The 24159-nt window shown below is 72.2% G+C and carries 22 protein-coding genes; 7 read left to right on the forward strand and 15 right to left on the reverse strand.

All coding sequences use genetic code 11. The annotated features are described in order from the left end of the window. Positions 1-3: 3 nt before the first annotated feature. The 3 genes from Actob_RS16155 to Actob_RS16165 are packed head-to-tail and all read left to right on the forward strand — an operon-like array spanning position 4 to position 4005. Positions 4-1215, forward strand: a complete 1212-nt coding sequence (locus Actob_RS16155; RefSeq protein ID WP_284921011.1) for an MFS transporter — start codon at positions 4-6, stop codon at positions 1213-1215. Continuing rightward, a complete protein-coding gene (locus Actob_RS16160; protein ID WP_284921012.1) occupies positions 1212-2231 on the forward strand; it encodes a TolB family protein in 1020 nt (339 codons plus the stop codon). Before Actob_RS16155 ends, Actob_RS16160 begins: the two co-directional genes overlap by 4 nt. A 49-nt stretch (positions 2232-2280) precedes the next feature. Beyond that, positions 2281-4005, forward strand: coding sequence for a hypothetical protein (locus Actob_RS16165; protein ID WP_284921013.1), 1725 nt, complete (start codon positions 2281-2283; stop codon positions 4003-4005). Here the strand turns inward: Actob_RS16165 and Actob_RS16170 are convergent. The 5 genes from Actob_RS16170 to Actob_RS16190 form a co-directional block, all read right to left on the reverse strand. After that, entirely contained in the window at positions 3998-6235 is a 2238-nt protein-coding gene (locus Actob_RS16170; RefSeq protein ID WP_284921014.1) for a caspase, EACC1-associated type, read from the reverse strand. The genes Actob_RS16165 and Actob_RS16170 overlap by 8 nt on opposite strands. After that, positions 6235-6618: an effector-associated constant component EACC1 gene (locus Actob_RS16175; protein WP_284921015.1), complete on the reverse strand. Its 384-nt coding sequence runs from the start codon at positions 6616-6618 to the stop codon at positions 6235-6237. The genes Actob_RS16170 and Actob_RS16175 overlap by 1 nt, the downstream gene beginning before the upstream one ends. A gap of 117 nt (positions 6619-6735) precedes the next feature. Further along, the gene (locus tag Actob_RS16180) at positions 6736-7845 is read right to left on the reverse strand and encodes a DegT/DnrJ/EryC1/StrS family aminotransferase (RefSeq protein WP_284921016.1); all 1110 of its coding nucleotides are present in this window, start codon (positions 7843-7845) and stop codon (positions 6736-6738) included. An 8-nt stretch (positions 7846-7853) separates the two neighbouring features. After that, a complete protein-coding gene (locus tag Actob_RS16185; RefSeq protein WP_284921017.1) occupies positions 7854-8819 on the reverse strand; it encodes an NAD-dependent epimerase/dehydratase family protein in 966 nt (321 codons plus the stop codon). Next, positions 8816-9874, reverse strand: coding sequence for a Gfo/Idh/MocA family protein (locus tag Actob_RS16190; RefSeq protein ID WP_284921018.1), 1059 nt, complete (start codon positions 9872-9874; stop codon positions 8816-8818). The genes Actob_RS16185 and Actob_RS16190 overlap by 4 nt, the downstream gene beginning before the upstream one ends. A 265-nt stretch (positions 9875-10139) precedes the next feature. Between Actob_RS16190 and Actob_RS16195 the strand changes: the two genes are divergently transcribed. After that, entirely contained in the window at positions 10140-10733 is a 594-nt protein-coding gene (locus Actob_RS16195) for an acyltransferase (RefSeq protein ID WP_284921019.1), read from the forward strand. 132 nt (positions 10734-10865) lie between these two features. On the opposite strand, the gene Actob_RS16200 is transcribed toward Actob_RS16195, so the two are convergent. From Actob_RS16200 to Actob_RS16215, 4 genes are all read right to left on the reverse strand, one after another. Beyond that, positions 10866-11561: a 2-phosphosulfolactate phosphatase gene (locus tag Actob_RS16200; protein WP_284921020.1), complete on the reverse strand. Its 696-nt coding sequence runs from the start codon at positions 11559-11561 to the stop codon at positions 10866-10868. Positions 11562-11660: 99 nt separating this feature from the next. After that, positions 11661-11888 carry a hypothetical protein gene (locus Actob_RS16205; protein ID WP_284921021.1) on the reverse strand — a complete coding sequence of 76 codons (228 nt, stop codon included), beginning with the start codon at positions 11886-11888 and terminating at the stop codon, positions 11661-11663. A gap of 218 nt (positions 11889-12106) precedes the next feature. Further along, positions 12107-13402 carry an IS256 family transposase gene (locus Actob_RS16210; RefSeq protein ID WP_284921022.1) on the reverse strand — a complete coding sequence of 432 codons (1296 nt, stop codon included), beginning with the start codon at positions 13400-13402 and terminating at the stop codon, positions 12107-12109. Positions 13403-14194: 792 nt separating this feature from the next. Further along, complete coding sequence (locus Actob_RS16215) at positions 14195-14824, reverse strand: class I SAM-dependent methyltransferase (protein ID WP_284921023.1); 630 nt, start codon at positions 14822-14824, stop codon at positions 14195-14197. A 162-nt stretch (positions 14825-14986) separates the two neighbouring features. Between Actob_RS16215 and Actob_RS16220 the strand changes: the two genes are divergently transcribed. Beyond that, entirely contained in the window at positions 14987-15859 is an 873-nt protein-coding gene (locus Actob_RS16220) for an AraC family transcriptional regulator (protein WP_407653705.1), read from the forward strand. Here the strand turns inward: Actob_RS16220 and Actob_RS16225 are convergent. The 4 genes from Actob_RS16225 to ligA all read right to left on the reverse strand — a co-directional run bounded on the left by Actob_RS16225 (position 15829) and on the right by ligA (position 20697). Beyond that, positions 15829-16152, reverse strand: a complete 324-nt coding sequence (locus tag Actob_RS16225) for a hypothetical protein (protein ID WP_284921024.1) — start codon at positions 16150-16152, stop codon at positions 15829-15831. The two genes, Actob_RS16220 and Actob_RS16225, sit on opposite strands and share 31 nt — an antisense overlap. A gap of 129 nt (positions 16153-16281) precedes the next feature. After that, positions 16282-16812, reverse strand: coding sequence for a DUF1269 domain-containing protein (locus Actob_RS16230; RefSeq protein WP_284921025.1), 531 nt, complete (start codon positions 16810-16812; stop codon positions 16282-16284). 113 nt (positions 16813-16925) lie between these two features. Beyond that, entirely contained in the window at positions 16926-18194 is a 1269-nt protein-coding gene (locus Actob_RS16235) for a glycosyltransferase family protein (RefSeq protein WP_284921026.1), read from the reverse strand. A gap of 394 nt (positions 18195-18588) precedes the next feature. Further along, positions 18589-20697, reverse strand: a complete 2109-nt coding sequence (ligA, locus tag Actob_RS16240; protein WP_284921027.1) for an NAD-dependent DNA ligase LigA — start codon at positions 20695-20697, stop codon at positions 18589-18591. Positions 20698-20754: 57 nt separating this feature from the next. Between ligA and Actob_RS16245 the strand changes: the two genes are divergently transcribed. Beyond that, positions 20755-21180: a response regulator gene (locus Actob_RS16245; RefSeq protein ID WP_284921028.1), complete on the forward strand. Its 426-nt coding sequence runs from the start codon at positions 20755-20757 to the stop codon at positions 21178-21180. Then, the gene (locus Actob_RS16250) at positions 21177-22283 is read left to right on the forward strand and encodes a sensor histidine kinase (protein WP_284921029.1); all 1107 of its coding nucleotides are present in this window, start codon (positions 21177-21179) and stop codon (positions 22281-22283) included. The genes Actob_RS16245 and Actob_RS16250 overlap by 4 nt, the downstream gene beginning before the upstream one ends. On the opposite strand, the gene murQ is transcribed toward Actob_RS16250, so the two are convergent. Together murQ and Actob_RS16260 are read right to left on the reverse strand one after the other, a co-directional pair. After that, positions 22254-23162 carry an N-acetylmuramic acid 6-phosphate etherase gene (murQ, locus tag Actob_RS16255; RefSeq protein WP_328518431.1) on the reverse strand — a complete coding sequence of 303 codons (909 nt, stop codon included), beginning with the start codon at positions 23160-23162 and terminating at the stop codon, positions 22254-22256. The genes Actob_RS16250 and murQ overlap by 30 nt on opposite strands. Before the next feature lie 5 nt (positions 23163-23167). Next, positions 23168-24124, reverse strand: a complete 957-nt coding sequence (locus Actob_RS16260; protein ID WP_284921031.1) for a MurR/RpiR family transcriptional regulator — start codon at positions 24122-24124, stop codon at positions 23168-23170. Between the last annotated feature and the right edge of the window lie 35 nt (positions 24125-24159).

Raw genomic sequence — 24159 nt, forward strand, 5'->3', positions numbered from 1 at the left:
ACCGTGTACATCACCATCCGGGACCGGCCCGCCGGCGCGAAGGCGGCCGGTTCCCGTGTAGCGACCACCGTCGTCCTGCTCGGGGTGGTCAGCCTGCTCACCGACATCTCGTCGGAGATGGTGACCGCTGTCCTGCCGCTCTACATGACCGCCGAGCTCGGTCTCAGCCTGCTCGCGTACGGCGTCGTCGACGGTCTGTACCAGGGTGTCAGCGCCCTGGTGCGGATCTTCGGCGGCTACCTGAACGACCGCACCAACCGGCCCAAGTGGGTGGCCGTCCTCGGCTACGGCATCTCGGCGCTGAGCCGGATCGCGCTGGTCCCGGCGCACAGCTTCGCCGCGATCACCGGGGTGGTCACCGCGGACCGGCTCGGCAAAGGTTTCCGGACCGCGCCGCGGGACGCGCTGATCGCCGACGCCTCCGATCCGGCGGCGCTGGGCCGGGCGTTCGGCGTACACCGCACCCTGGACACCATCGGCGCGGCGCTCGGCCCGCTCGTCGCGTTCGGGCTGCTGCTGCTCGTGCCGGCCGGATACAGCTCGGTGTTCGTCGCGTCGTTCGCCTTCGCCCTGCTCGGCGTCGCGATGCTGGTGCTGTTCGTGCCGGACCGGCGGACCGCCGGCAGCGGCCTGCCGGTGCGCCGGCTGGTCACCGAGCTGACCGGTCCGCGCCTGCGGAAACCGCTGCTGGCCGCCGGCCTGCTCGGGCTGTGCACGGTCAGCGACGGCTTCCTCTACCTGTCCCTGCAGCACAGCGGCGACTTCGCGGCCCGCTGGTTCCCGCTGATGTACGTCGGCACCAACCTGGTCTACCTGTCCCTGGCGATCCCGCTCGGCCGGCTCGCCGACCGGGTCGGCCGGGCCCGGGTCTTCCTCGCCGGGCACGCCGCGCTGCTGCTGACCTACCTGGTGGCCGGCGGTTCGGACGGCGGGCTGATCGCCACCCTGGTCGCGCTCGGCCTGCTCGGCGCGTACTACGCGGCCACCGACGGGGTGCTGCCCGCGCTGATCAGCCGGCGGGTGCCGGCCGAGGCGCGGGGCAGCGGCATCGCCGCCGCGCAGACGGTGGTGGTGCTCGCCCGGTTCGCGGTGTCGCTCGCCTTCGCCGCGCTCTGGGAGGCGTGGGGGCCGTCGCCGGCGCTCTTCCTCGCCGCTGGTTTTCTGACCGCCGGTATCGGAGCGGCCTCCTGGCTGCTGAAAGGTATCGACAGGTGAGTCCGCGTGCCAAGCTGGTGGCGTTCGCCGCCGTCCTCGTGCTGGCGGTGGCCGGCACCGTCCTGTTCGTCGTGCACACCCGCCAGGAGCGGGCCGCGGCAGTGGCGGCCGCGCCCCCGGTGCCGGTCGTCGACCTGGCCGGGGTGACGCCGGTACCGCACGTGGTGTTCCGCAGCACCGCCATCGGTGACTACTACGGCAAGGTGGCGATGGTGCCGCTGGGCGATCCGGCCGGGCCGCGGGCGTTCACCCGGGTCGACTGCGACCGGGTCTACGCGCACCGCGACGAGGCGGTCTGTCTCTACTCCAAGCCGAGCTTCGTGACCACGTACCAGGCCGAGGTGCTCGACGCGAACTGGGCGATCCGGCGGGAGTTGCCGCTGGCCGGGGTGCCCAGCCGGACCAGGCTCTCGCCGGACGGGGCGTGGGTGGCGACCACCACGTTCGTCTCCGGGCACGCGTACTCCTCGCCCGGCGACTTCTCCACCGAGACCCTGGTGACCTCGCTGCGGGGCGGGCCCAGCCTCAACCTCGAGGCGGACTTCCGGCTGATCGTCGACGGAAGGCGGATCACCGCCAAGGACCGCAACCTGTGGGGTGTCACGTTCGCCGCCGACGGCGACACGTTCTACGCCACCGCCGCGTCCGGGACCAGGACGTGGCTGGTCCGGGGCAGCCTGAAGACCCGTGAGCTGGTGGCGCTGCGCGAGGACGCGGAGTGCCCGTCGCTGTCGCCGGACGGTGCGCGGGTGGCCTTCAAGACCCGCAACGGGCAGCCGGCGGGGCAGTGGATGATCGCCGTCTACGACCTGGCCTCCGGCAAGTCCACGCTGCTCACCGAGAAGCACAGCGTGGACGACCAGATCGAGTGGCTCGACAACGAGCAGGTGCTCTACGGCCTGCCGCGCGCCGGCACCGGACCGTCCGCCAGCGACGTCTGGGCGGTCCCGGCGGACGGCACCGGGACGCCCCGGGTGTTCATCCCGGACGCCTGGTCGCCGGCAGTGGTCCGCTGACCGCGCCGCCACAACTCCATGAGCCGAACACCATGAAGGGAACTCTGCGGTGAGGTCTTTCCTCGCGGTCTCCGGGGCAGCCCCGCGGCCCGACATCCTCGAGTATCTGCCCGGCGACCCGGTCGTGTCCCGCACGGCCACCGGATGGGTCGCCACCGACGAGCCGGTGGACGACGCCTTCACCGTGCTGATCGGCAAGACCGCCCGGACCCGCGGCGGCGACGTCTCCACCGAGGCGCTGGGCGTGCTGCTGCGCGCCGGGGCCAAGGTCGACGGCTCGCGGCTGGCCGCGCTGGTCCCGCCGTTCGCGGCGGCGCACAGCGACGGGTCGACGGTGGTCGCGGCCACCGACTGGCTCGGCTTCCAGCAGCTGTTCTGGTGGCAGGGCGACGGCGTCGCCGCGATCTCCACCAGCGCACTCGCCCTGGCCGCCCTGGCCGGCGCCGGCCTGGACCGGCCGGCGCTCGCCGTGCAGAGCCTGGTCGGCTGGCAGGTCGGGCTGCGCACCGTCTTCGCCGGGGTGCACAAGGTGCCGGCCGGCTGCCTGGTGACCCTCGAGGACGGCCGGGTCACCCCGCACCGCTACGTCGAGGAGTCCCTCGCCGTCGACGGTCCGGCACCGGGCCTCGAGGAGGCCGCCGCCGAGCAGGCCGAGCTGATGATCGAGTTCCATGAGGCCTACCTGCGCGACCACCCGTCGTCGGTGTTGCAGCTGACCGGTGGGCAGGACACCCGGGTGCTGCTCGCCGCCATCCGCCCGGCGGCGCGTACCGGGCTCGCGGCGCTCACCCTGGACGTGCACGGCGGCACCGACTCCCGGTTCGCCCGGCGGCTCGCCGACCTCACCGGTATGAACCTGCACGTGCACTGGATGGACGACGGCCCGGCGGTCACCCCGGCCGAGGCGCACGAACTCGCCGTCCGGGCCGCCCGCGACCTCGACTGCATGGCCAGCCCGCTCGCGCTCGCCCCGCTGCTGCGCGCCGAGGCGCAGCTGGAGCAGGGGCACCGGCTCTCCGGGCTGGGCGGCGAGACCTGCCGTGGCTTCTACTATTTCGGGCAGCCCAGCGGCGCGACCACCGGACCGAAACTGATCGAGAAACTGGCCACCTGGCGGCTGTACGCCAACGAGGCGGTCGAGACCGCCGCCCTGGCGCCGGAGTTCGCCGCGTCCGCGCGGGCGTCCGCCCTGGAGCTGATCACCGAGTCGTTCGACGGTTATCCGGGGGAGTGGCTGGCCGCGACCGACCACTTCTACCTGTACCAGCGGATGCAGCGCTGGTCCGGCGCACACGGGTCGGTGGCCGCGGTGAACCGGCACTTCGTCAACCCGATGTTCGACAGGCGGTTCATCCAGCTGGCGCACGCGGTCAGGCCGGAGGAGAAACGCAACGGGCTGCTCACCGGCCGGCTGATCACCCTGCTCGACGCGGAGCTGGCCGCCGTACCGTTGGATTCTGGTCTGATCCCGAACCGGCTCGGCCGGCCGGGCCTGGCCGCGCGGACCGCCGCCTACCGGGTCACCGCGCAGAAGGCGGCCCGCAAGATCCGGCAGAAGCTGCGTGGTCAGGGCCGGCCGCAGCTCGGGGCGGCCGAGACCGCGGCGCTGGTGGTGGCGCACTGGCGCGCCGAGCCGTCGGTGGTCGCCCCGCTGCGGGCCACCGGCCTGGTCGACGACGGGTGGCTCGACGGCGTGCTGGCCGGGCGCGTCAGCCCGGAACCGGCCACGGTCGCCTTCCTGATCAACCTGCTGGTGATCGGCGGGGTCAGCTGACGAACCACGAGCCGGCCTCGATCGCGGTGTCGATGGCCGTGCCCTTGGCCGTGTCGATCACCGCTACCTTGATGTCGTAGCCGTCGATCGTGCTGACGTAGAGCCGGCTGCCGTCCGGGCTGAGGACCATCGAGGACGGCCGCGGTCCCACGACGATCGGCGTGCCGACCGGCTCGCCGGAGGCGGTGTCGTTGACCGAGACGACGTTCGACGACTCGCACGCGGTGTACAGCCGGGTGCCGTCCGCGTTGAGGGCCAGGGCCTGGGGATGGATGCCGCAGCCGGGGGTGATACTGCGGGCCACCCGCGGTGCGCTGGTGTCGCCGACGTCGATCCGGTCGGCGCCGTACGCGGCCAGGTAGACGTGCCGGCCGTCGCGGCTGACGACCAGGTCGCGGGGGCCGGATCCGACCGGGAAGGACGGGTCCTGCCGGCCGGTGCCGAGGTCGAACCGGGCGCCGGCGGCGGGCGGACCACCGGCCAGGTACAGGTACTTGCCGTCCGGGCTGGGCACTGTCAGCCGCACCGCGAAGGTGGTGGAGAAGCTGCGGATCGACGGTTTCCGGATGTCCTTGGTGAGATCGGCCGACCAGATCCGGTTGCCGCTGTCGTCGGCGACGAACAGGTGTTTGCCGTCCGGCGCGAGCGCGACACCGCGGTTCGCGGTGCCGTCCCCGGGCAGGTCGAAACCGGAGATGCCGGTCGGTTGCGCACCGAGCTTGTCGATCACCGTGACGCCGTTCTGGTACCGGGAGACGAAGTAGAGGTGCTCGCCGCCGGGGCTGATCGCCGCGTCGCCGGCGCCGGGGGTGACGTCCATGGTGCCGCCGGCCAGCCGGGTCCTGGTGTCGATCGACACCAGCCTGCCGGTCGGCCGCTTGCCGCTGCCGGAACTCTGCCGGTTGACGGTGACGTAGAGCCAGCGGCCGTCCGGGCTGATGGCGAGCCCCGGCGGGGTGAGGTCGTAGGGCAGGTAGCCACCGCTGGCGGCCGATCCGCTGTTGTCGTGGTCGCCGGCGAAGCGCATCGCCACGAGCACCGTGACCGCCACCAGGACGGCCGCCGCCGCGGCGATGACGCCCGGCCGGCGGTACCACGGCGCCGGCGATCCCTCGACAGGCGCCGGCGCCGGTGTCGTCGCCGGCAGCGGGACGGGCTCGGGTTCGGCCGATGGCGGCGCGACCGGAGCGGATTCCGCTTCCGGCGGCGCGGGCGCTGGGGGGTCGGCTTCCGGCGGCGCGGGCGCTGGGGGTTCGGCTGGTGGTGACGGAGGAGCCGCGGGCGCCGGATCGAACTCCCGCAGCCGCTCCGCGGCCGCTGCCGACACCCGCCTGCTGTCATCCCGGGTGAGCTGTTCGATCTCTTCGCGTACGCGATCCCGGACCGCCCCGTTCCCCACCCGGTACAGCCGCGCCAGCTGATCGATGACCGCCAGCCGGTCGGCCGCGATCGGACTGTCTATCGCGTGCCGCAGGTACCCCGGAAGCGCCCAGTTGACGTTCCGCGCGATGACGATCCGGCCCTCCACGTCGTCCTGCTTCTTCGGGCGCTGCTGCGGCATCTCGGCCACCACCCGGTCGTGCACGTACGCGTACAACTCGTCGAGCGTGATGTCGCCGTCCCCGTCGAGATCGGCGGTCCCGTCCCGCAGCCCCTCGACGAGATAGCGGGTGAACACCGACTGCATCGCCGACCCGTACGCCCGATCCCCCTCGAACGAGTACTGGGTGGCGTCCGAAGCGGTGAGCACCGTACGCCCCCGCCCCTGGAACCGCTCCAGCGTGTGCACCCCCTCGTCGGCCTTGGCCAGCCGCCCGGCCGGGAACGCCCCGCTGTAACAGCAGTCCAGGATCAGCACCTTGCGCCGCGACGCGCAGCCCTCCAGAGCCCGGTCGATCTGCTCGGCCGAGATCGCGCTGAACAGCAGCGTGTCCCGCCGGGTGTCGCTGGTCGCCAGGTAGAGCCGGCCGTCGTCGTCCTTGAGCCCGTGCCCGGTGAAGTAGAGCAGTGTCAGGTCGTCCCGGCGCCGGTCCCGGCAGAGCTCGCCGATCGCCGCGCCGACCCGGTGGTGCGGCTCGTTGATCAGGGTGGTCACCTCGAACCCGGCGATGGCCGGGTCGCGCAGCACGGCGGCCAGCGCCTCGGCGTCGTGCGCCGGGGCGGCCAGCCGGCGCAGTCCCTCGTCCGCGTAGTCGTACGCGGCGACGAGCAGTGCCAGCCGGCGACCCATCACTGCACCGGCTCACCCGAGTGCCGTCGCAGGTACGCGTCGACCAGCGCCTTGCGCTCCACGGCGGTGGCCCGCTCCAGGGTGATCGTGTCCCCGTCGACGGTGACCGTGATCCGGTGCCGGGCCGACTGCCGCTCCAGCCACGCCCCGAGCGTCCCGATCAGGCTGGTGAACACGCCGCCGGAGGCGCTCATTGCGACCACCAGCGCCCCGACGGTGACCGGGTCGGCGCCTTTCGCCCCGTCCGGGACGGCGCCGGCCGGTGCCGGGCGCACCGAGTCGACGTCGAGGTCGTCCACCTCGGAGCGCAGCCGCCGGACGAGCCGGTCGGCCGCCTCCGCACCGAACTCCGGATCGGGCTCGACGACCAGGAGAACCTGCATGGCGTGAGGGTAGACCCCGGGATCGGGCGCGCAGCACCTCCACTCGGTCAGAACACCGTCTCGACCAGCCGCCGGGCGGCGGGCCACCGGCCACCCGGCCGGTGGTCCCCGGAGTTCTTACGCCAGCTCGCGCAGGATGCCGACGATCAGCTTCTGGTCGTCGTCGGTGATCTTGTGGTGCAGCGGCAGGATCAGCGAGTCCCGGGTGATCCGCTCGGTGACCGGCAGCGGCGCCGGGGTGACGTCCGCGTACGCCGGCTCCAGGTGCGCCGCCATGATCCCGCGTCGCGCCGAGACACCGCGCCGGGCCAGCTCGGCCAGCACCTCGTCCCGGCCGGTGCGGAACTCAGGGTCGATCAGCACCCAGAACGACTGGTAGTTCGTCGTCCCGTGGGCCGGGTCGCGGACCGGGACCAGCCCGTCGATGCCGGACAGCAGCTCGTGGTACCGGGCGGCCAGTTCCCGGCGCTGCGACACCAGGCCGGCCAGGCGGCCGAGCTGGACCAGGCCGACAGCGGCCTGGATGTCGGTCATCCGGTAGTTGTAGGCGGTCTCCAGGTACGCCTCGAGCACCGGCTGCGAGCTCTTGTGCCGGTCCGCCGCCGACACGTTCATGCCGTGCTCGCGCAGCCGCCGCAACCGCACCGCGGTCTCGGCGTCGTCGACGGTGACCATGCCGCCCTCGCCGGTGGTCAGCACCTTGCGTGGGTGGAACGACCAGGCGGCGACGGCGGCGCCGGTACCGGCCGGCTGACCGTAGGCGGTCGAGCCGGCCGCGCAGGCGGCGTCCTCGACCAGCGCGACGCCCCAGTCCTCGGCGGCCTTGCGCAGCGCCACCGTGTCGAACGGCACGCCGCCCTGGTGCACCGCGATGATCGCCCTGGTGCGCGGGGTGCGAACCGCCTCGATCGTCTCCACGGTCAGGTTGCCGGTGGCCAGGTCGACGTCGGCGAAGACCGGGGTGGCCCCGACATAGCGGACCGCGTTCGCGGTCGCGATGAACGACAGCGAGGGCACGATCACCTCGTCGCCCGGGTCCAGCGAGAGCAGGACCAGGGCCAGGTGCAGCCCGGTGGTGCACGAGCTGACCGCGACGCCGTGCCCGGCGCCGACGGTGGCCGCGAACTCCTTCTCGAACCGCGCGACCCGCGGCCCCTGGGCGACCCAGCCGGAACGGACCGCGTCCGCGGCCGCCTGGGCCTCCTCCTCCCCGAGCATGGGGATCATCACGGGGATCACTTGGACGCCCGCCACCAGTCGACGAGCTGCTGCAGGCCCTCGTGGAGGCCGATCTCGGCGCGGAAGCCGAGCCGGTCGGCGGCGGCGTCCGTCGAGGCGAGCCGCCGGGTGACGCCGTTGACCGCGCGGGCCGGGCCGTGCTCCGGCGCCAGGTCCGACTTCATCACCGCGCTCAGCGCCGCGGCCAGCTCCTTGAGGCTGGTCTCGGTGCCGGACGCCACGTTGAACACCTCGTCGGTGACGTCCGCCCGGGCGGCCAGGATGTTGGCGCGGGCGATGTCGGCCACGTGCACGAAGTCCATGGTCTGCAGGCCGTCGCCGAGGATCAGCGGGGGAGTGCCCGACTCGATCCGCTCCATCCAGCGGATCAGCACCTCGGTGTACAGGCCGTAGATGTCCATCCGCGGGCCGTAGACGTTGAAGTACCGCAGCGCCACGTAGTCCAGGTCCTTCATGGCCTTGAAGCTGCGCAGGGTGGCCTCGTTGAACGCCTTGGCAGCGCCGTAGAACGTGTCGTTGTGGTACGGGTGGTGGCGCTCGGTGGTCGGGAACTCCTCGGCCAGCCCGTACACCGACGCCGACGACGACGCGATGACCTTCTTGACGCCGGCCTCGGCGGCCGCCTCGATCACGTTGAACGTGCCGTCCACCAGGACCTCGTTGGCCAGCCGCGGCTCCTCGGCGCACTGCGTGATCCGGATCGCGGCCAGGTGGAACACCAGGTCCTTGCCGGCCGTCACCTCGCGCACCAGGCCGACGTCGCGGATGTCGCCCTCGACCAGCTTCACCGGGCCGTTCTCCAGCGCCCAGGCCAGGTTGTCCCGCCGGCCGCGGACGAAGTTGTCCAAGACGACGATCTCGGCGGCCCCGCCGCGGACGAGTTCGTCGACCACGTGCGAGCCGATGGTGCCCGCCCCGCCGGTGACCAGGGCGCGCGCGCCCTCGATCGATACAGCCGTCACGCCATGTGCCCTTCGTTGAGCTTGATCATCGTGCCGCCCTCGGCAAGGCTACGGGAGGCCGCCTGCAGCAGCTCCAGCACCCGCAGGCCGGAGCGGCCGTCGGTGAGCGCGGGCGTCTTGGTGGTGATCGCCCGTGCGTACTCGTCGACCATGGTGCGCAGCGCCTCCCGCTCGGTCAGCGCCGGCGCCACCATGTCGCCGGACCGGTACGAGATCAGGATGTCCCGGCGCTGCTCGTCGCCGAGCTCGTCCGGGGAGGCCACGTCGACGCCCCGGTCGTAGATGGCCAGCCGCTGGCTGGGATTGAGGTCGTCCCACACCAGCGTCCGCTTCGAACCACCGAAGATCGCGGTACGGATCTTCACCGGGGACAGCCAGTTGACGTGGATGTGCGCGATGGCGCCGTTGCTCAGCTGCAGCGTGAGATAGGCCACGCAGGCCCGGCCCGCGCCGATCCCGTCCGCGCCGTGCGCCGCCACCGCCACCGGGGTCAGGCCGGCCGGCAGCACGAAGTCCAGGATCGACAGGTCGTGCGGGGCGAGGTCCCAGAGCACGTCGATGTCGCGCTGCACCAGGCCCAGGTTGATCCGGACCGAGTCGAGGAAGTGCAGCTCACCCAGCTCGCCGGCGTGCAGCAGCTCGCGGATGCGCAGCACGGCGGGGGTGTAGCAGTAGGTGTGGTCGCACATCAGCGTGAGGCCCCGCTGCTCGGCCTCCTCGACCAGCTGCAGGCCCTCCTCGTAGGTGGCCGCGAGGGGCTTCTCGACCAGCACGTGCTTGCCGGCGCGCAGCGCGGACAGGGCCACCTTCAGGTGGGTGCCGGCCGGGGTGGCGATCGCCACCGCCTGCACCCGTGGATCGGCCAGAACCTCCTCGAGGTCGGCGGTGACCTGGACGGTGGAGTATCCACCGAGGACCCGGCGGGCCCGCTCGACGTCGAGGTCACAGAGCCAGTGCAGCCGGAACTGCTGGCTGGCCTGGAAGTTGCGGACGAGGTTGGGGCCCCAGTACCCGGCCCCGATGACGGCGATGCCGATCGGCTCGGACGCGTTCAACAGACTTCCGATCTTTGTCAGGTCAGCACGGACTCACAAACCCTTGGCAAGCTATCGATCCCCTTAGGAGGTGCGCTAGATCGATGACGGATTTCCGGCGGCGCCGGAGACCAAGCCGACCCGTTCGGCCGTTCGAGGTCCGCCTTGCGGTCACTCCGCGGGCCGACCAACGGTCACTTCGGAGGAACGCGTCGTGTTGCTGACATCGCGCGGGCCCACTTCCGTCTACCCTGGCCCGGATCTTGACTCTCCGGAAAGGCTTCCGATGACCGACGTCACCGTCGCGCCCACCGCGGACCTCGACCCCCGCGCCGAGGTCGGCGCCGGCACCCGGATCTGGCACCTGGCCCAGATCCGCGAGGACGCCAGACTGGGCCGCGACTGCAATATCGGCCGTGGCGCCTACGTCGGCCCCGGCGTGGTCATCGGCGACAACGTCAAGCTGCAGAACCACGCCCTCGTCTACGAGCCGGCCCGCCTCGCCGACGGCGTCTTCATCGGCCCGGCCGCGGTGCTCACCAACGACGAGTACCCGCGCGCCGTCACCCCGGACGGCCGCCTCAAGACCGGCGACGACTGGACCGCCGTCGGCGTCACCATCGGCGAGGGCGCGGCGATCGGCGCCCGCGCGGTCTGCGTCGCCCCGGTCACCGTCGGCCGCTGGGCCCTGGTCGCCGCCGGTGCCGTCGTCACCAAGGACGTGCCGGACTTCGCCCTGGTCGTCGGCGTACCGGCCCGCCGCATCGGCTGGGTCGGCCGGGCCGGCCGCCCGCTCACCCGAAACGCCGACGGCGTCTGGATCTGCCCGGAGACCGGCGCCGAACACCACGAGACCGACGGCCTCCTGACCGAGGCCTGACCCCAGGCCCGCGTCCGCCCCGATCCCCTTCCGGTACGCCCGCAGCCCGCGCCCCGCCGTCCCCGTCCCCGTTTCCGGTACGCGGTACCCGGCGCCCCGCCGTCGTTCCCCGGCTCCGGTCTCCGCGGTCGCTCACCCCGGCGCGCCGATCGGCAGCGGACGCAGCACCATGAGCGGGCCTTCCGCTGTTACCACCATCGCGAACGGGAAGCGGTCCGTCTCCAGGCACAGCGCCACATCGTCGGCGTGCAGTCCGGGAAACCCGCGCCGCACCCCGTCCGCGAGATCGGCGGCAGCCCGTGACCCGGCGGCCCGCTCCAGGAACCCGGCCGTATCCGTACCCATTCCGGCGGCCCGCCCGGCGATGTACTGAGCGCAGGCCAGATCCTCCTCGGCCCGCCCACCCGCACCGGTCACCACGAAGGTGACCGCGTCGCCCTGGCGCCCCCGCAACACCCGCGCCGTGGCCTCCGCCACCACGAAACTCGCGCACAGCACCAGCGACGCCCCCGTGACGGCGTGCACCCCGACCGTCCCGTTCGTCGTCTTCTGCACGACGGTCCGCCCGGAAAGATCCGCCGAGGCCATCAGCCCCGGTGAGTTCACCATGTCGAAGCCGGGAGCCGGCGCGCCGTCCTTGAGCGTCACCCAGTCCGGACGCCGGGCCTTGAGCGTCAGCGCTTCCTCCAGCGAAGCCGCGAGCACCACCTTCTCCGCCCCTCGAGCGAAGGCCCACGCGGTAACCGTGAAGGCCCGCATCACATCGACCACCACAGCGACCGCCGGCACCTCAGCGATCTCGCCGATCCCGGCGAAACGAACGTCCATCCGACAAATGATCTGGCACCCACCCGAGGGGCGGGGCTCGGGACCCGGTACAGACGTGCGGGTCCAAGCGGAGCGGCCCGGCGGATCTCCGGCCGCGTGTCAGCGCCGCCGGTTGCGGGGATGCTGCTTGGCGGCCCGCTCGTTGCCGTGCTTGTAGTTTCCGGTGATCCGAGCCATCAACTCCTGTGGATCCGAGGTGTCCACGTCGACCAGGAACCGTGCCGCGGCCACGCCCCTCAGCACTGCCGCCGACCGTCCGTGATGCAGCACATCGATGTCCCCGTTCTTCCGAACCCGGTAGGTGAATCCCTCAGGCACTCCAGACATGGCCGTATCCTCCGCACCCCACCAGCCCTCCTGCCACCCATTTCTCCCACCGACCGCCGACCCATCCAGTCCGCGCCCGCCATGACCTGACCAGACCCACCACGCACCGGATCGCGACCCGTCTCCCGCCACGCTCCAAAATTCCCGGTACGCCCGCCCAGCACGCCGCCCGCCCAGCTCCGGGGTCCGTACCGTGATCGGTGTTTCCGGCTCTTCGATCAGTAGGTTTCGGCGGCCGGCCAGCGGTCACCGAAGGTGATGACGAAGGCGTTCAGCACGGGCTTCCAGCGCATCGTCCATCGGGCGCGGCCGGTTCCTGTCGGGTCCAGGCTGCGGGTCACAAGGTACAGGCACTTCAGCGCGGCTTGCTCGCTTGGGAAGTGTCCCCGAGCGCGCACGGCCCGCCGATAGCGGGCGTTCAACGACTCGATCGCATTAGTAGAACAAATCACCTTCCTGATCTCGACGTCGTAGTCGAGGAAAGGAATGAACTCGTTCCAGGCGTTACGCCACAGCCGGACCATCGCCCGATATTTGGTGCCCCATTTTTCTTCCAGGTCGTCCAGGGCGGCCGCCGCCGCATCCGCGTTGACGGCGGTGTAGATCGGCCGGATGTCTCGCTTGATCGCGTCCGAGTCGGCTCGGGACGTCAAGCGGAACGTATTCCTGATCAAGTGAATGATGCAGGTTTGCACGATGGCCTGCGGCCAGACCGCCTCGACGCTGTCCGGCAATCCTTTCAACCCGTCGCAGACGACGAAGAACACATCGGCCACGCCACGGTTCTTCAGGTCGACCAGCACGCTGAGCCAGAACTTGGCACCCTCACCACCGGCGCCGGCCCACAGGCCCAGGACGTCCTTGCGGCCATCCACGGTGACACCGATGGCCGCGTAGATGGGCCGGTTCGCGACTTGACCGTCGCGGACCTTGATGACGATGGCGTCGATGAACACGGCCGCGTACACCCGGTCGAGGGGCCGTGATGACCATTCGGTCATCTCCGCGACGACTTTGTCGGTGATCCGCGAGACGGTCTCTTTCGACACCGACGCCCCGTAGATCTCGGCGAAATGCGCGGAGATCTCTCCGGTCGTCATCCCTTTCGCATACAACGACAGCACGATTTCGTCGACTTCGGTCAGCCGCCGCTGCCGTTTCTTGACGATCTGCGGCTCGAAGGTTCCTTCCCGATCCCGGGGAACATCAATCTGAACTTCGCCGGCGGCATCGGAGATAACCGTCTTACCGCGGCTGCCGTTGCGCACATTAGTTGATTCGCGTCCCGGCTCGGCCTGGTTCTTCTCGTGGCCGAGATGCTCGGTCATCTCCTCGTTCAGCGCGGTCTCGAGCACGTTCTTGGTGAACAGCTTCAGCAACCCGTTCGGGCCGGTCAGTTCCAGCCCGCGAGCCTTGGCCTCGGCCACCATCGCCGCCGCGGCGGCCTGCTCCGGCGACAGCTGCCGCCCGTCACCCTCGGTCTTCTTCCGTGGACTCACAACGTTCGATGTCATCACTCACGGTGCCCATCCCGCCGGACCTCAGCCCGGCGTGTCGGGCCGGAAACACCGCTCCTGGCACAGTCCCCAGCTCCGCCCCGGCATACAACCGTGAGTGCCAGCCGGCGTCTTCCGGCTGGTCGTGGTGGTGCTGTCCGGGCCAGGGAGACAACCGTGAGTGCCAGCCGGCGTCTGCCGGCTGGTCGTGGTGGTGCTGTCCGGGCCCGGGAGACAACCGTGAGTGCCAGCCGGCGTCTGCCGGCTGGTCGTGGTGGTGCTGTCCGGGCCCGGGAGACAACCGTGAGTGCCAGCCGGCGTCTGCCGGCTGGTCGTGGTGGTGCTGTCCGGGCCAGGGAGACAACCGTGAGTGCCAGCCGGCGTCTGTCGGCTGGTTGTGGTGGTGCTCTCCGGGCCCGGGAGGCAACCGTGAGTGCCAGCCCGCGTCTGTCGGCTGGTCGTGGTGGTGCTGTCCGGGCCCGGGAGACAACCGTGAGCGCCAGCCGGCGTCTCGCGGCTGGTTGTGGTGGTGCTGTCCGGGGTCGGGAGGCAACCGTGAGCGCCAGCCCGCGTCTGCCGGCTGGTCGTGGTGGTGCTCTCCGGGCCCGGGAGACAACCGTGAGCGCCAGCCCGCGTCTGCCGGCTGGTTGTGGTGGTGCTCTCCGGGCTCGGGATAGGACCGTGAGTGCCAGCCGGCGTCCTCACCGGCCGGGCGATCCTCTGCGGACCGCGGTGCCAGGCGATGACGCCGGAGGAGCCGCGGTGGCACGCCGTGACGCGGCGGGGCGCGGTCACGGACCGGCCGGGCCGTCAGGCGGTGGCGCGGACGAACGCGTAGCGCCCGATGACCGGCCGCTCCCCGTGGCCGTTCTCGGTCACCGCGGTGAGGCCGGCCTCCCGCATCAGGTCCGCGATCCGGTCCGGCGTGTGACCGGCCAGCCGCGGGTGCCGATGCCGCTTCGACCCCTGGTGCGGTGTTCCGTCCGCGTCCACCACATGCACCTCGCCGCCGGGACGCAACACCCGCCCGACCTCCCGCAACGCCGCGACCTGCTGATCGGTGTCCAGATGGTGCAGCATGTACGAGGAGAGCACCCGGTCCACGCTGTCGTCCGGCAACGGGAGCCGATCGGCGTACGCCAGCTGGAATGTGATTTCGAGGCCGCGTCGCGCGGCTTTGCGGCGGGCCTTGCGCAGCGCTGCCGGATCCGGGTCGATGCCGATCAACTTGGCGTCCGGTACCCGCCGGCCGAGCTGTAACAGCACGTCACCGGGCCCGCAGCCGATCTCCAGCACGGTCTGGCCGGGCCGCACGCCGGCCCGGTCCAGCAACTCGCCGTGCACCCGGGAGAGCCGGGTGGCCCGCGCGAACGGGTCGTAGAGGAACAGCATCCAGTGGCGGCCCATGGCCGGGATGTACGGCCGGGCGGTTTCGGTCATGACGGCTCCCACTCTGGTGATCGGACGAAACTCGGTCGTACTCTCAGCGTCGTGCAGAAGGGGAGCAGCGGCATCGCCGGATCTGTGGCGGGGATGGGACATTCCTCGGATCCGCCTCCGCATGCCCGGCCGACCCGGATGAGCCGGCGGACGACCGGCGGTGTGCCGGTCGCGGTCTTCCTGCGCGCCCCCGGTAGCCCGCCGGTCGCCGTGACCCGCCTGCCCGACCAGCCGCTGATCCCGAGCACGCTGCCCGGCCCGCACACGCACACGCACGACTTCCTGGTGCTGTTCTACGCCCACCGTGCCGACGGCGCCTTCCTGCTCGACGACCGGAAGTGGTCAGTGACCGACGGCGACCTGTTCGTCATCGCGCCCGGCCAGGTGCTGTCCTTCCCGGCGCCGGCCGGGGAGATCGTCAAGGAGGGCTGGGCGATCTTCTTCCCGGCCGACGTGGTCCGGGCCGAGGCGTCCTCGTCGTGGCGGGCGCACCCGCTGCTGTTCCCGTTCGCCCGCGGCGCCGACCGGGCGCAGCGCCTGCACATCCCGCTCGCCGAGCGGCCCGGATGGCTGGCCCGGATCGCCGCGCTCGACGCCGAGCTGCGGGAACGCCGCACCGGATATCCGGAGGCGGCACTCGCCCACCTGACGTTGCTACTGGTCGAGGTCGCCCGGCAGGCAGGCGAACTGCGCTCGGCGGACGAGCCGCTGCTCGCCGCGGTCTTCGACGTGATCGAGCGGCGGTTCGCCGAGCCGATCTCGCTGGCCGACGTGGCGGCCGACCTCGCGCTCACCCCGGGGCATCTGACCACGCTGGTGCGCCGCAAGACCGGGCGCACCGTCCAGCAGTGGCTGACCGAGCGGCGCATGCAGCAGGCCCGCCTCCTGCTGACCGATACTGACCTGACGGTCGCGGCGATCGGCCACCGGGTCGGTTACCCGGACGTCAGCTATTTCATCAGGCGCTTCCGGGCCGCCCACGAGGTCACCCCGGCGCGGTGGCGTCAGAACGCCTCGCCGGTCACCCCACGGTAACCGCGCAACTGATACTTGTCGGCCAACTCGGCTATCGCCTCGACGCGGTCCAGCATCTCCGGCGGCAGGGTGAGCAGAACGTACTTCGCTCCGTCGGCCGGGTCGTCGATCACGTCCTGCTCGATCGGCTCCAGCACGTCGGCCAGGTCGGGCCAGCGCTTGAGCAGCTCGCCACGGAACGCGGTGACGTCCGGGTGCGGCTCGAGCCCGTTGGCGTACCCGTCGGACAGACTGTCGTACGTGTCCTCGGGATCGCGGACGGCGGTCTTCCAGAACGCGAAGTCACTGCTCACCGCCTCAGATTGCCACGAAGCCGGATGGTTCGCAGGACGGGCCGGCCCGGAGCCGGTGCGGGCGGTCCGAAGCGGTCATGCCGGCGTGCCCGGGTGGGACGGACGGCGGTGGCGCCGGCCGCCGCCGGGTCAGGCGGTGGCGAGCCGCGCGTCCTGTTCGATCTCCTCCGGGTCGGCCTTGAGATCGCGGGTGGTGACCTTCTCGGCCTGCAGCATGGCGTGCTCCACCTTGGTGCCCATGTCCGCGACCGCCACCACGACCAGCCCGGCCTGCCCGGCGTCCAGGTATTCGCCGAGCTCCTTGAGGTCGTGCCGGCTCATCCCACCGGCGGCGTGGCCGGCCAGCGCGCCGATCAGCGCACCACCGCCGGTGCTCGCCGCGAGCAGGCCGCCGCCCAGCCCGGCGATCGGGAACAGCGCCACCACCAGCCCGGTGGCCAGGCCGACGCTGCCGCCCAGGACACCACCGGCGCGGGTGGGCGTCTCGTGCTTCTTGACGATCTTCGTCTTGCCGCCCGCGCGCCGCTCCAGCACCGCCGCGTCGTAGGCGTCGATCAGGCCCGCGTCCCGATGCAGCGCCTTGACCGCGTCGTAGTCGCTGAGCGCCGCATCCACCGTCGGGTACACACCCACATAGACCAGAAACGTGTCGATAGCCATGTCCCGAACGCTGACGCAACGGACCGGGCCGCGCCTCATCCCGGCGGGATGGCCGCTCCCGGTCCGCTCGCTCCGGGGTCACCCCGTTTCCGGTACGCCCATCGCGTCACCCGTCAGATGGCCTGGCCGGAGATGAACGGGAGCCAGCCCGCATACCACCCGGACAGCAGCGCCAGCAGGCCGAGCACGATGATCCGATCCCGGGTGGCGGCGCGGGCCAGCAGCATCGCCGGGATCAGCAGCACCGGGAACGCCGGCATCAGGTGCCGGCCGATCATCGAGATGTGCGTGCTCGTGCCGGTCGCCAGGACCAGCATCGCGGCCGCGAAGACGGTCAGCTGCCAGGGCACCCGTGGCACCAGCAGCACGAGCAGCACCACGAAGGCGGCCAGCATGACGAGCGACAGCACCCGGATCGGCTTGGCCGCGTTGTCGTCGTCGACGCCGAACAGGATGTCGCTGACCATGCCCCAGGTGTTCTCGCCGTTGTCCCAGCGCGCGCCGAACGTGTTGTGGTGCAGGTCGGTGTATCGGGAGAAGCCGCCGAGGCGGGCGGCGGCGAAGGCGAAGTAGGCGAGCAGGCCGGCCGGGGCGAGCAGCATCGCGGCGTACGGCCGCCAGCCGCCGCGCCGGCTGATCGCGGCGACCAGCGCGGCCAGGCCGACGGTACCGATCAGCGCGGCGGCGGTGGGCCGGCTGAGACCGCTGACAGCGGCGAGTGCCCCGGCGAGCAGCCAGCGCTCGGTGAGCACGGCGTAGAGCGCCCAGGCCGCCAGGGCGGTGAAGAGCGATTCGGTGTACGCGCCGTTCTGCGTCATGGCGGCCGGCGCGATCGCCCACACCGCGGCCAGCATGACGCCGACCCGGTGACCGCCGACGTGCCGGCCGACCGCGTAGAGGCCCCAGGCCGCGGCGACGGCCGAGAGGAACGAGACGATCAGGCAGGCGGCGACCGGCGACACGAACGGCAGGAACGTCAGCGGGCGGGCCAGCCACGGGTAGAGCGGGAAGAACGCCAGCCGCAGCTCGTACGGCACGCCGTCGGCGTCGACAGCACCGACCGGCCCGCCGAGGCCGCCACCGGCGATCTTCACGTACCAGCGCCCGTCCCAGGAGACCAGCGCGTCCATGATCGAGGTGAAGCTGCGCCACTGGTTGCCGATCGACCCGTCCGGGTAGACCTGCCGCCCCGGCGCCCGCGCGTGCGCGTAGCTGGCCAGCACGTACATGACCTCGAGGCTGAGCGCCCGCAGCATCAGGTAGACCCCGATCGCGGATGCCGCGAGCCGCAGCCCCGGCAGCGTCCGCGGAGTGCCGGCGGACTCCGGGCTCTCCTTCACCGGTGTGTCACCCTCCGCCCGGACCGAGACGACCTCGGACATCGCCACACACCCCTCTGGCCCCCGCGCCGCTCACCCGCCACCGGCACACCCGATCCCGGCGACGACCCGATCCGGGCACCGCCCGTGGGAGCGCTCCCGGCAGTCGGCCGTCAATCGACTGACATCGTTGCCGGAGCGTATCGCATCCGCCGGCGCGCCATCACGGCGCGCCGCACGGTAACGCGCGGACGGCTCGCCGTTCAAGCAGCTGAGCCCGCCGGTCCGACGACGAGTCCGCCGGTCCGACGACGAGTCCGCCGGTCCGACGACGAGTCCGCCGGTCCGACGACGAGCCCGCACGCCCGGCCCGCCGTCCCCGCCGCGCCCCGGAGCCTCACCGGAAGCCGAGCAGACAGCTGGCCGCGGCCAGGGCACCGGCCCCGGTGAAAGCGGCCTAGAAGTCGTCGAGGGACGGGGACTCGCCGGCGTCGTGGGCGGCCAGCAGGGCCGCGAAGCGGTCCGACGGCATGATGCGCAGGCCCAGCTTCTCGGCCTTGGTGGCCTTCGAGCCGGCGCCGTCGCCGACCACCACCAGGTCGGTGCGCTGGGAGACGGAACCCGACGACCTGCCGCCCAGGCGCTCGACGGCCTCGTTGCCCTCGTTGCGGGTCAGGCCGGGGACCGAGCCGGTGACCACCACCGTCATCGGGGTGCCGTCCGCTCCGCACAGCGGGAGGCGCACGCCCTCGGCCGGGGCGGCGCGTTCCGCGAACGGCGTCACGCCGGGCTCGACCATGGTGATGCCGCGGTCGGTGAGCTTGGCGATCACCGGGGCCAGGTCGGCCAGCTCGGCGGCGATCGTCGCGGCGCGTTCCGGGCCGACCGCCTCGACCTCCTGCAACTGCTCGACGGTGGCCGCCTGGAGAGCCGCCATCGAGCCGAAGTGGCGGGCCAGGCGGCGGGACATCGACCGGCCGGTCATCCGGACACCGAGGCCGGTCAGCACCCGGGACAGCGGCTGCGACCTCGACCCCTGGATGTTCGCGATCAGCTTGGCCGCCGAGGTGCGGCCGAGGCGCTCCAGCCGGGAGACCGCCTCGACATCCAGGTCGTAGAGGTCGGCCGGGTCGGTGACCAGGCCGGCCGCGACCAGGGCGCGGATCACCTTGTCGCCGAGGCCCTCGATGTCCATCGAGTCGCGGGCCGCGAAATAGGCGAGCGACTCGGTGGCGCCGCACGCCCGGCCCTGCACGCAGCGCCAGCGTTTCTGCGAGCGGTCGATCGCGCCGCCGCAGCGCGGGCACACCGCCGGCGCCTGGAACGGCTCGGCGCCCTCGGGACGCTCGTCCAGCTTGGCCCCGGTGATCTCCGGGATCACCTCGCCGGCCCGGCGGACGAAGACCGTGTCGCCGACCCGCACGTCCCGGCGGACCAGGTCCTCGAAGTTGTGCAGGGTGGCCGAGGTGACCACCACACCGCCGACCTGCACCGGCTCGATCACGGCGACCGGGGTGATCAGGCCGGTCCGGCCGACCTGCACCTCGATGGCGACCAGCCGGCTGGTGCGGGTGTCGGCGGGGAATTTGTACGCGACGGCCCAGCGCGGCGCCCGGCTGGACGAGCCGGCGGCCGCCCGGTCGGCGGCGGAGTCCGCCTTGATCACCACACCGTCGATGTCGAAGCCGAGCTTGTCGCGCAGCGCGCCGAGCGAGGCGATCGCCGCGACCAGCTCGTCGACTGTCGTGCAGACCGCCATGCCGGCCGCCGAGCCGCCGGTGGTGGCGACACCGAGCCGGGCGATCGCGGCCATCGCGGCGCTGTGCGTGAGGGCGTCGCCGGCCGGGAGGTCGTGCACCGCGTACGCCAGGAAGGACAGTGGGGCGAGATAGGCCCGGTCCTGCGCGCGGAGCGTGCCGGCCGCCGCGTTGCGCGGGTTGGCGAACGGCTGGCCGCCGTGCGCGGTGCGCAACTCGTTGGCCCGCGCGAAGTCGTCGTCGGTCATGAAGACCTCGCCGCGCACCTCGACGGTCACCGGCTCGGTCAGCTCGGCGGGCAGCCCGGCTACCGACCCGGCCTGGGCGGTCACGTCCTCCCCGGCGCGGCCGTCGCCGCGGGTGGCGACCCGCACGAGCCTGCCGTCCACATACCGCGCGGCGATCGCCATGCCGTCGATCTTGGGCTCCACCGTGTAACCGGCGGCGGGCCGGCCGATCACCCGCTCCAGGCGGGCCGCCCAGGCACGCAGCTCCTCCTCGTCGAACACATTCGCCAGGCTGAGCATCGGGGTGCTGTGCTCGACGTCGCCGGTCACGCCGCCGCCGGCCGCGACGACCTGTGCGGGCGAGCCGGGCACCACCCAGCCGGGCTGCGCCTGCTCGGTGGCGGTGACCCGGGCCAGCAGCGCGTCGTAGGTCGCGTCGTCCATGGCGAGGTCGGTGCCCGCGTAATACGCCGTGGCGGCGGCCCGGACCCGCTCGATCGCCGCGTGATAGTCGGCGGCGGCGCCGAACGGCGCGGCGTGCGCCGCGTCGACGACGGGGGCGATCTCCGGCTGGGTAGGCATCTCGCACTCGTTTCGTTCGGTCCCCTGTGAGAATGACCTTGATTCAACAGGAGGGGTATGACAATTCGCGTGATGGTGGTCGACGACGAGGACGTGGTGCGGTCCGGGCTGCGGATGATCCTCGGCGCGGCGGCCGACATCGAGGTCGTCGCGGCGACCAGCGGGAGTGGCGCGGTCGACGCGGTCGTCGAGCACCGCCCCGATGTCGTGCTGCTCGACATCCGGATGCCGGACGTGGACGGCCTGACCGTGCTGGCGGAGCTGCGGAGCCTGCCCGAGCCGCCGGCCATCGCGATGCTGACCACCTTCGACGCCGACGAGTACGTGATGACCGCGCTGCGCAACGGCGCCGCCGGTTTCCTGCTCAAGGACACCGACCCGGAGGACATGGCGAATCTGGTCCGCACCCTGGCCTCCGGTGGCGTGGTGCTGTCGCCGACCGCCTACCGGACCATGTGGCGCACCCTGGACGACGACCGGTGAGCCGCCGGCGGCAGCTGATCCAGGCGGCCCTGTTCGCGGTGGCCGCCTTCGACGTCTGGTTCGGCCTCGGTCACGACAAGGCACTGGACATCAGCATCGGCGCGGTGGCCTGCCTCGCGGTCCTCTTCCGCCATCGGTTCCCGGTGGTGGCGTTCCTGCTCACGGTGCCCGCGGTGCTGACCCAGGCGGCTCTGGTCGCGCCGTTCGCCACGCTCTACAGCTACTCGGCGCAGTCCCGCAACCGGCGGCCGCTGATCTGCTGCGCGGTGGTGGCGGCACTGGCGGCCGCGGTGCCGTCGCCGCTGGCCGACGACCCGGTGTGGGACAGCGGGAACCTGGTCACCTTCGGCTACGCGCTGGGCACCGCGGTGCTGCCGATCCTGCTCGGCCAGCTCGTGCAGACCCGTTACGACCTGCGGCAACGGATCGTGGAGATCGAGCAGGCGAAGGAGAAGGAACGGGTCAGGCACGCCGAGGCGGTGCTGGCACGGGAGCGCGCGCAGCTGGCCCGGGAGATGCACGACGTGGTGTCGCACCAGGTCAGTCTGATCGCGGTGCAGGCCGGCGCGCTGCAGGTGGTGTCGGCGGATCCGGCGGTGAAGGAGGCGGCCCGCAACATCCGGCGGCTGAGCTCGGGGACCCTCGACGAGTTGCGGACCATGGTCACCCTGCTGCGCGCCTCCAGCGAGGGGCACACGCCGCTCACCCCGCAGCCCACGCTCGCCGACCTGCCCGCGCTGATCGAGGCTAGCGGGATCAAGGTGGAGTTCGAGGGCGACCTCGACACGGAGGCCGGGACTCCCGCGCAACGGGCGCTTTACCGTACGGTGCAGGAGGCGCTGACCAACGTACGCAAGCACGCCCCGGATGCCGCGGCGAGAGTCGAACTGTGGCGCGACGACGCGTACGTCGGCGTCACCGTGACCAACAGCCCGCCGTCCCGGCCGGCGCTGCCGCTCCCCGGCGGCCACCTGGGCTTGATCGGTCTGCGCGAACGCGCCGAACTGCTGCACGGGACCGTCGAGTCGGGTCCCACCGAGGAGGGCGGGTTCCGGGTGCGGATGCGGCTGCCGCTATCCGGCGACGTGGTCCAGCAGCCGTAACGCCCGGTGCACGTGGCCCTCGGTCTCGGCCAGGGCGCGCCCGGCGAGTTCCGCAGTGGTGCCGGCGATCAGCGTGACCACCGCGACCTTGGCATCGCCGCCGGAGGCCAGCAACGCCTCCCGGCAGCTGTCCCGGTCGGCGCCGGTCGCCTCGGCCAGGATCCGCAGTTGCCGGTCGCGCAGCTTGGCGTTGCTGGCCAGCATGTCGGTCATCAGGTTCGAGTAGGTCCGGCCGAGCCGCACCATGGTCGCCGTGGAGAACGCGTTGAGCACGAGTTTCTGCGCCGTCCCGGCCTTCATCCGGGTGGACCCGGTGAGCACCTCCGGCCCGGTGTCCGGAGCGACGTGCACGTCGACGCCGGCCGCGATCGGGGACGCCGGGTTCGCCGAGACCAGGACGGTCCGCGCGCCGCGCGACCGCGCTTCGCCGAGAGCGGCTTTGACGTACGGCGTCCGCCCGCTCGCTGTGACCCCGACCACCACGTCCCCGGCCACCACGTCGCCGGCCGCCGCCGTGCCGGCTGTCTCGTCGTCCTCGGCGGCCTCCGCCGGCAGGGTCAGGGCCCGTGGCCCGCCCGCGATGTGCGCCACCACCCGCCCCGGCTCCAGCCCGAACGTCGGGATCAGCTCGGCCGCGTCCAGCACCGCGATGCGTCCCGAGGTGCCCGCCCCGAAGTAGTGCACCCGGTGGCCGGCGGCCAGCGCGGCCACCGCCAGGTCGACGGCGGCGGCCAGCTCGGGCAGCACGCCGGCGACCGCTATCGGCACCTGCCGGTCCTCGGCGTTGATCAGGTGGAGCAGTTCCATGGTGGGCATCCGGTCGATCGCGGCGCTGCGTGGGTTGCGCTGCTCGGTGCGCGAGAGCGGCACCTCGTCCACGGGCCTCACCCGCGACCGCCGCGCTCGTCCGGCGCGGTGGCGCCGCGTCTGCGCTCGGTGTCGATCCGTCTGCCCCGCACCGCGGTGTAGGTGGCGTCGAGCGCCGCGCGGGTCTGCTGGTAGGTGCGCTGCGCGACGCCCACGAACACGCAGTCGATCACGGTGAGCTGGGCGAGCCGGCTGGCCATCGCGCCGGACCGGAACGTGGTCTCCCGTGCCGCGGTGGTCAGCACCAGGTCGGCGACCCGGGTGATCGGTGACTTCGGGAAGTTCGTCAGCGCGACCAGCTTGGCGCCGTGCCGGCCGGCCTCGGCGAACGCGTCGATGGTGTCGCTGGTGGTGCCGGTGTGCGAGATGCCGAACGCCACGTCCCGCTCGTCCAGCAGGGCGGCGCTGGTCAGGGCCAGGTGGGTGTCGCTCCAGGCGTAGGCGATCCGGCCGATCCGGTGCAGTTTCTGCTGGAAGTCGAGCGCCACGAAGGCGCTGGCGCCGACCCCGTAGATGTCCACCCGGCGGGCCCCGGCGACCAGGCCGACCACCTGCTCCAGGACCGCGACGTCGATCTGCGAGGCGGTCTCCTCGACGGCCCGGGCATCCGCGAAGGCGATCTTCTTGACCACCTGGGCCAGGTCGTCGGTCTCGCTGATGTCGCTGCCCACCGGCGGGTCGGTGAGTGCGCGCCCGGCCTGCCCGGCGCCGGCCTCGGCGGCCAGGGTGAGCCGCAGCTCGGAATAGCCGGCGAAGCCCATCGCCCGGCAGAACCGGATCACCGTGGTCTCGCTGGAACCGGCCCGCTCGGCCAGGTCGGTGATGGTGAGCCGGGACGCGGTGTCCGCCTCGTCGATGATCACCTGGGCGACGCGTTGCTCGGCCGGCGAGAGCGACGGCAGCAGGCCGCGGGCGCGAACCACAGTTTCGGCCGAGGGTGGGGCGGGTGGCAGGCTGCGCTTTCGGCCAGTCATGGAGAAAATCTTCCTTTGCTCGGCTCCGATGGTCA

It is taken from the genome of Actinoplanes oblitus, from assembly GCF_030252345.1.
Classification (GTDB): Bacteria; Actinomycetota; Actinomycetes; order Mycobacteriales; family Micromonosporaceae; genus Actinoplanes; species Actinoplanes oblitus.

Excerpts from the sequence above, each read along its gene's own strand:
- Actob_RS16180 (WP_284921016.1), bottom strand. The coding sequence starts at position 7,845 with ATGATCCCCATGCTCGGGGAGGAGGAGGCCCAGGCGGCCGCGGACGCG.
- Actob_RS16260 (WP_284921031.1), bottom strand. The coding sequence starts at position 24,124 with ATGACTGGCCGAAAGCGCAGCCTGCCACCCGCCCCACCCTCGGCCGAA.
- Actob_RS16235 (WP_284921026.1), bottom strand. The coding sequence starts at position 18,194 with ATGTCCGAGGTCGTCTCGGTCCGGGCGGAGGGTGACACACCGGTGAAG.
- ligA (WP_284921027.1), bottom strand. The coding sequence starts at position 20,697 with ATGCCTACCCAGCCGGAGATCGCCCCCGTCGTCGACGCGGCGCACGCC.
- Actob_RS16215 (WP_284921023.1), bottom strand. The coding sequence starts at position 14,824 with ATGACCGAAACCGCCCGGCCGTACATCCCGGCCATGGGCCGCCACTGG.
- Actob_RS16245 (WP_284921028.1), top strand. The coding sequence starts at position 20,755 with ATGACAATTCGCGTGATGGTGGTCGACGACGAGGACGTGGTGCGGTCC.
- Actob_RS16175 (WP_284921015.1), bottom strand. The coding sequence starts at position 6,618 with ATGCAGGTTCTCCTGGTCGTCGAGCCCGATCCGGAGTTCGGTGCGGAG.
- Actob_RS16200 (WP_284921020.1), bottom strand. The coding sequence starts at position 11,561 with ATGGACGTTCGTTTCGCCGGGATCGGCGAGATCGCTGAGGTGCCGGCG.
- Actob_RS16230 (WP_284921025.1), bottom strand. The coding sequence starts at position 16,812 with ATGGCTATCGACACGTTTCTGGTCTATGTGGGTGTGTACCCGACGGTG.
- Actob_RS16210 (WP_284921022.1), bottom strand. The coding sequence starts at position 13,402 with ATGACATCGAACGTTGTGAGTCCACGGAAGAAGACCGAGGGTGACGGG.
- Actob_RS16195 (WP_284921019.1), top strand. The coding sequence starts at position 10,140 with ATGACCGACGTCACCGTCGCGCCCACCGCGGACCTCGACCCCCGCGCC.
- Actob_RS16170 (WP_284921014.1), bottom strand. The coding sequence starts at position 6,235 with ATGGGTCGCCGGCTGGCACTGCTCGTCGCCGCGTACGACTACGCGGAC.
- Actob_RS16205 (WP_284921021.1), bottom strand. The coding sequence starts at position 11,888 with ATGTCTGGAGTGCCTGAGGGATTCACCTACCGGGTTCGGAAGAACGGG.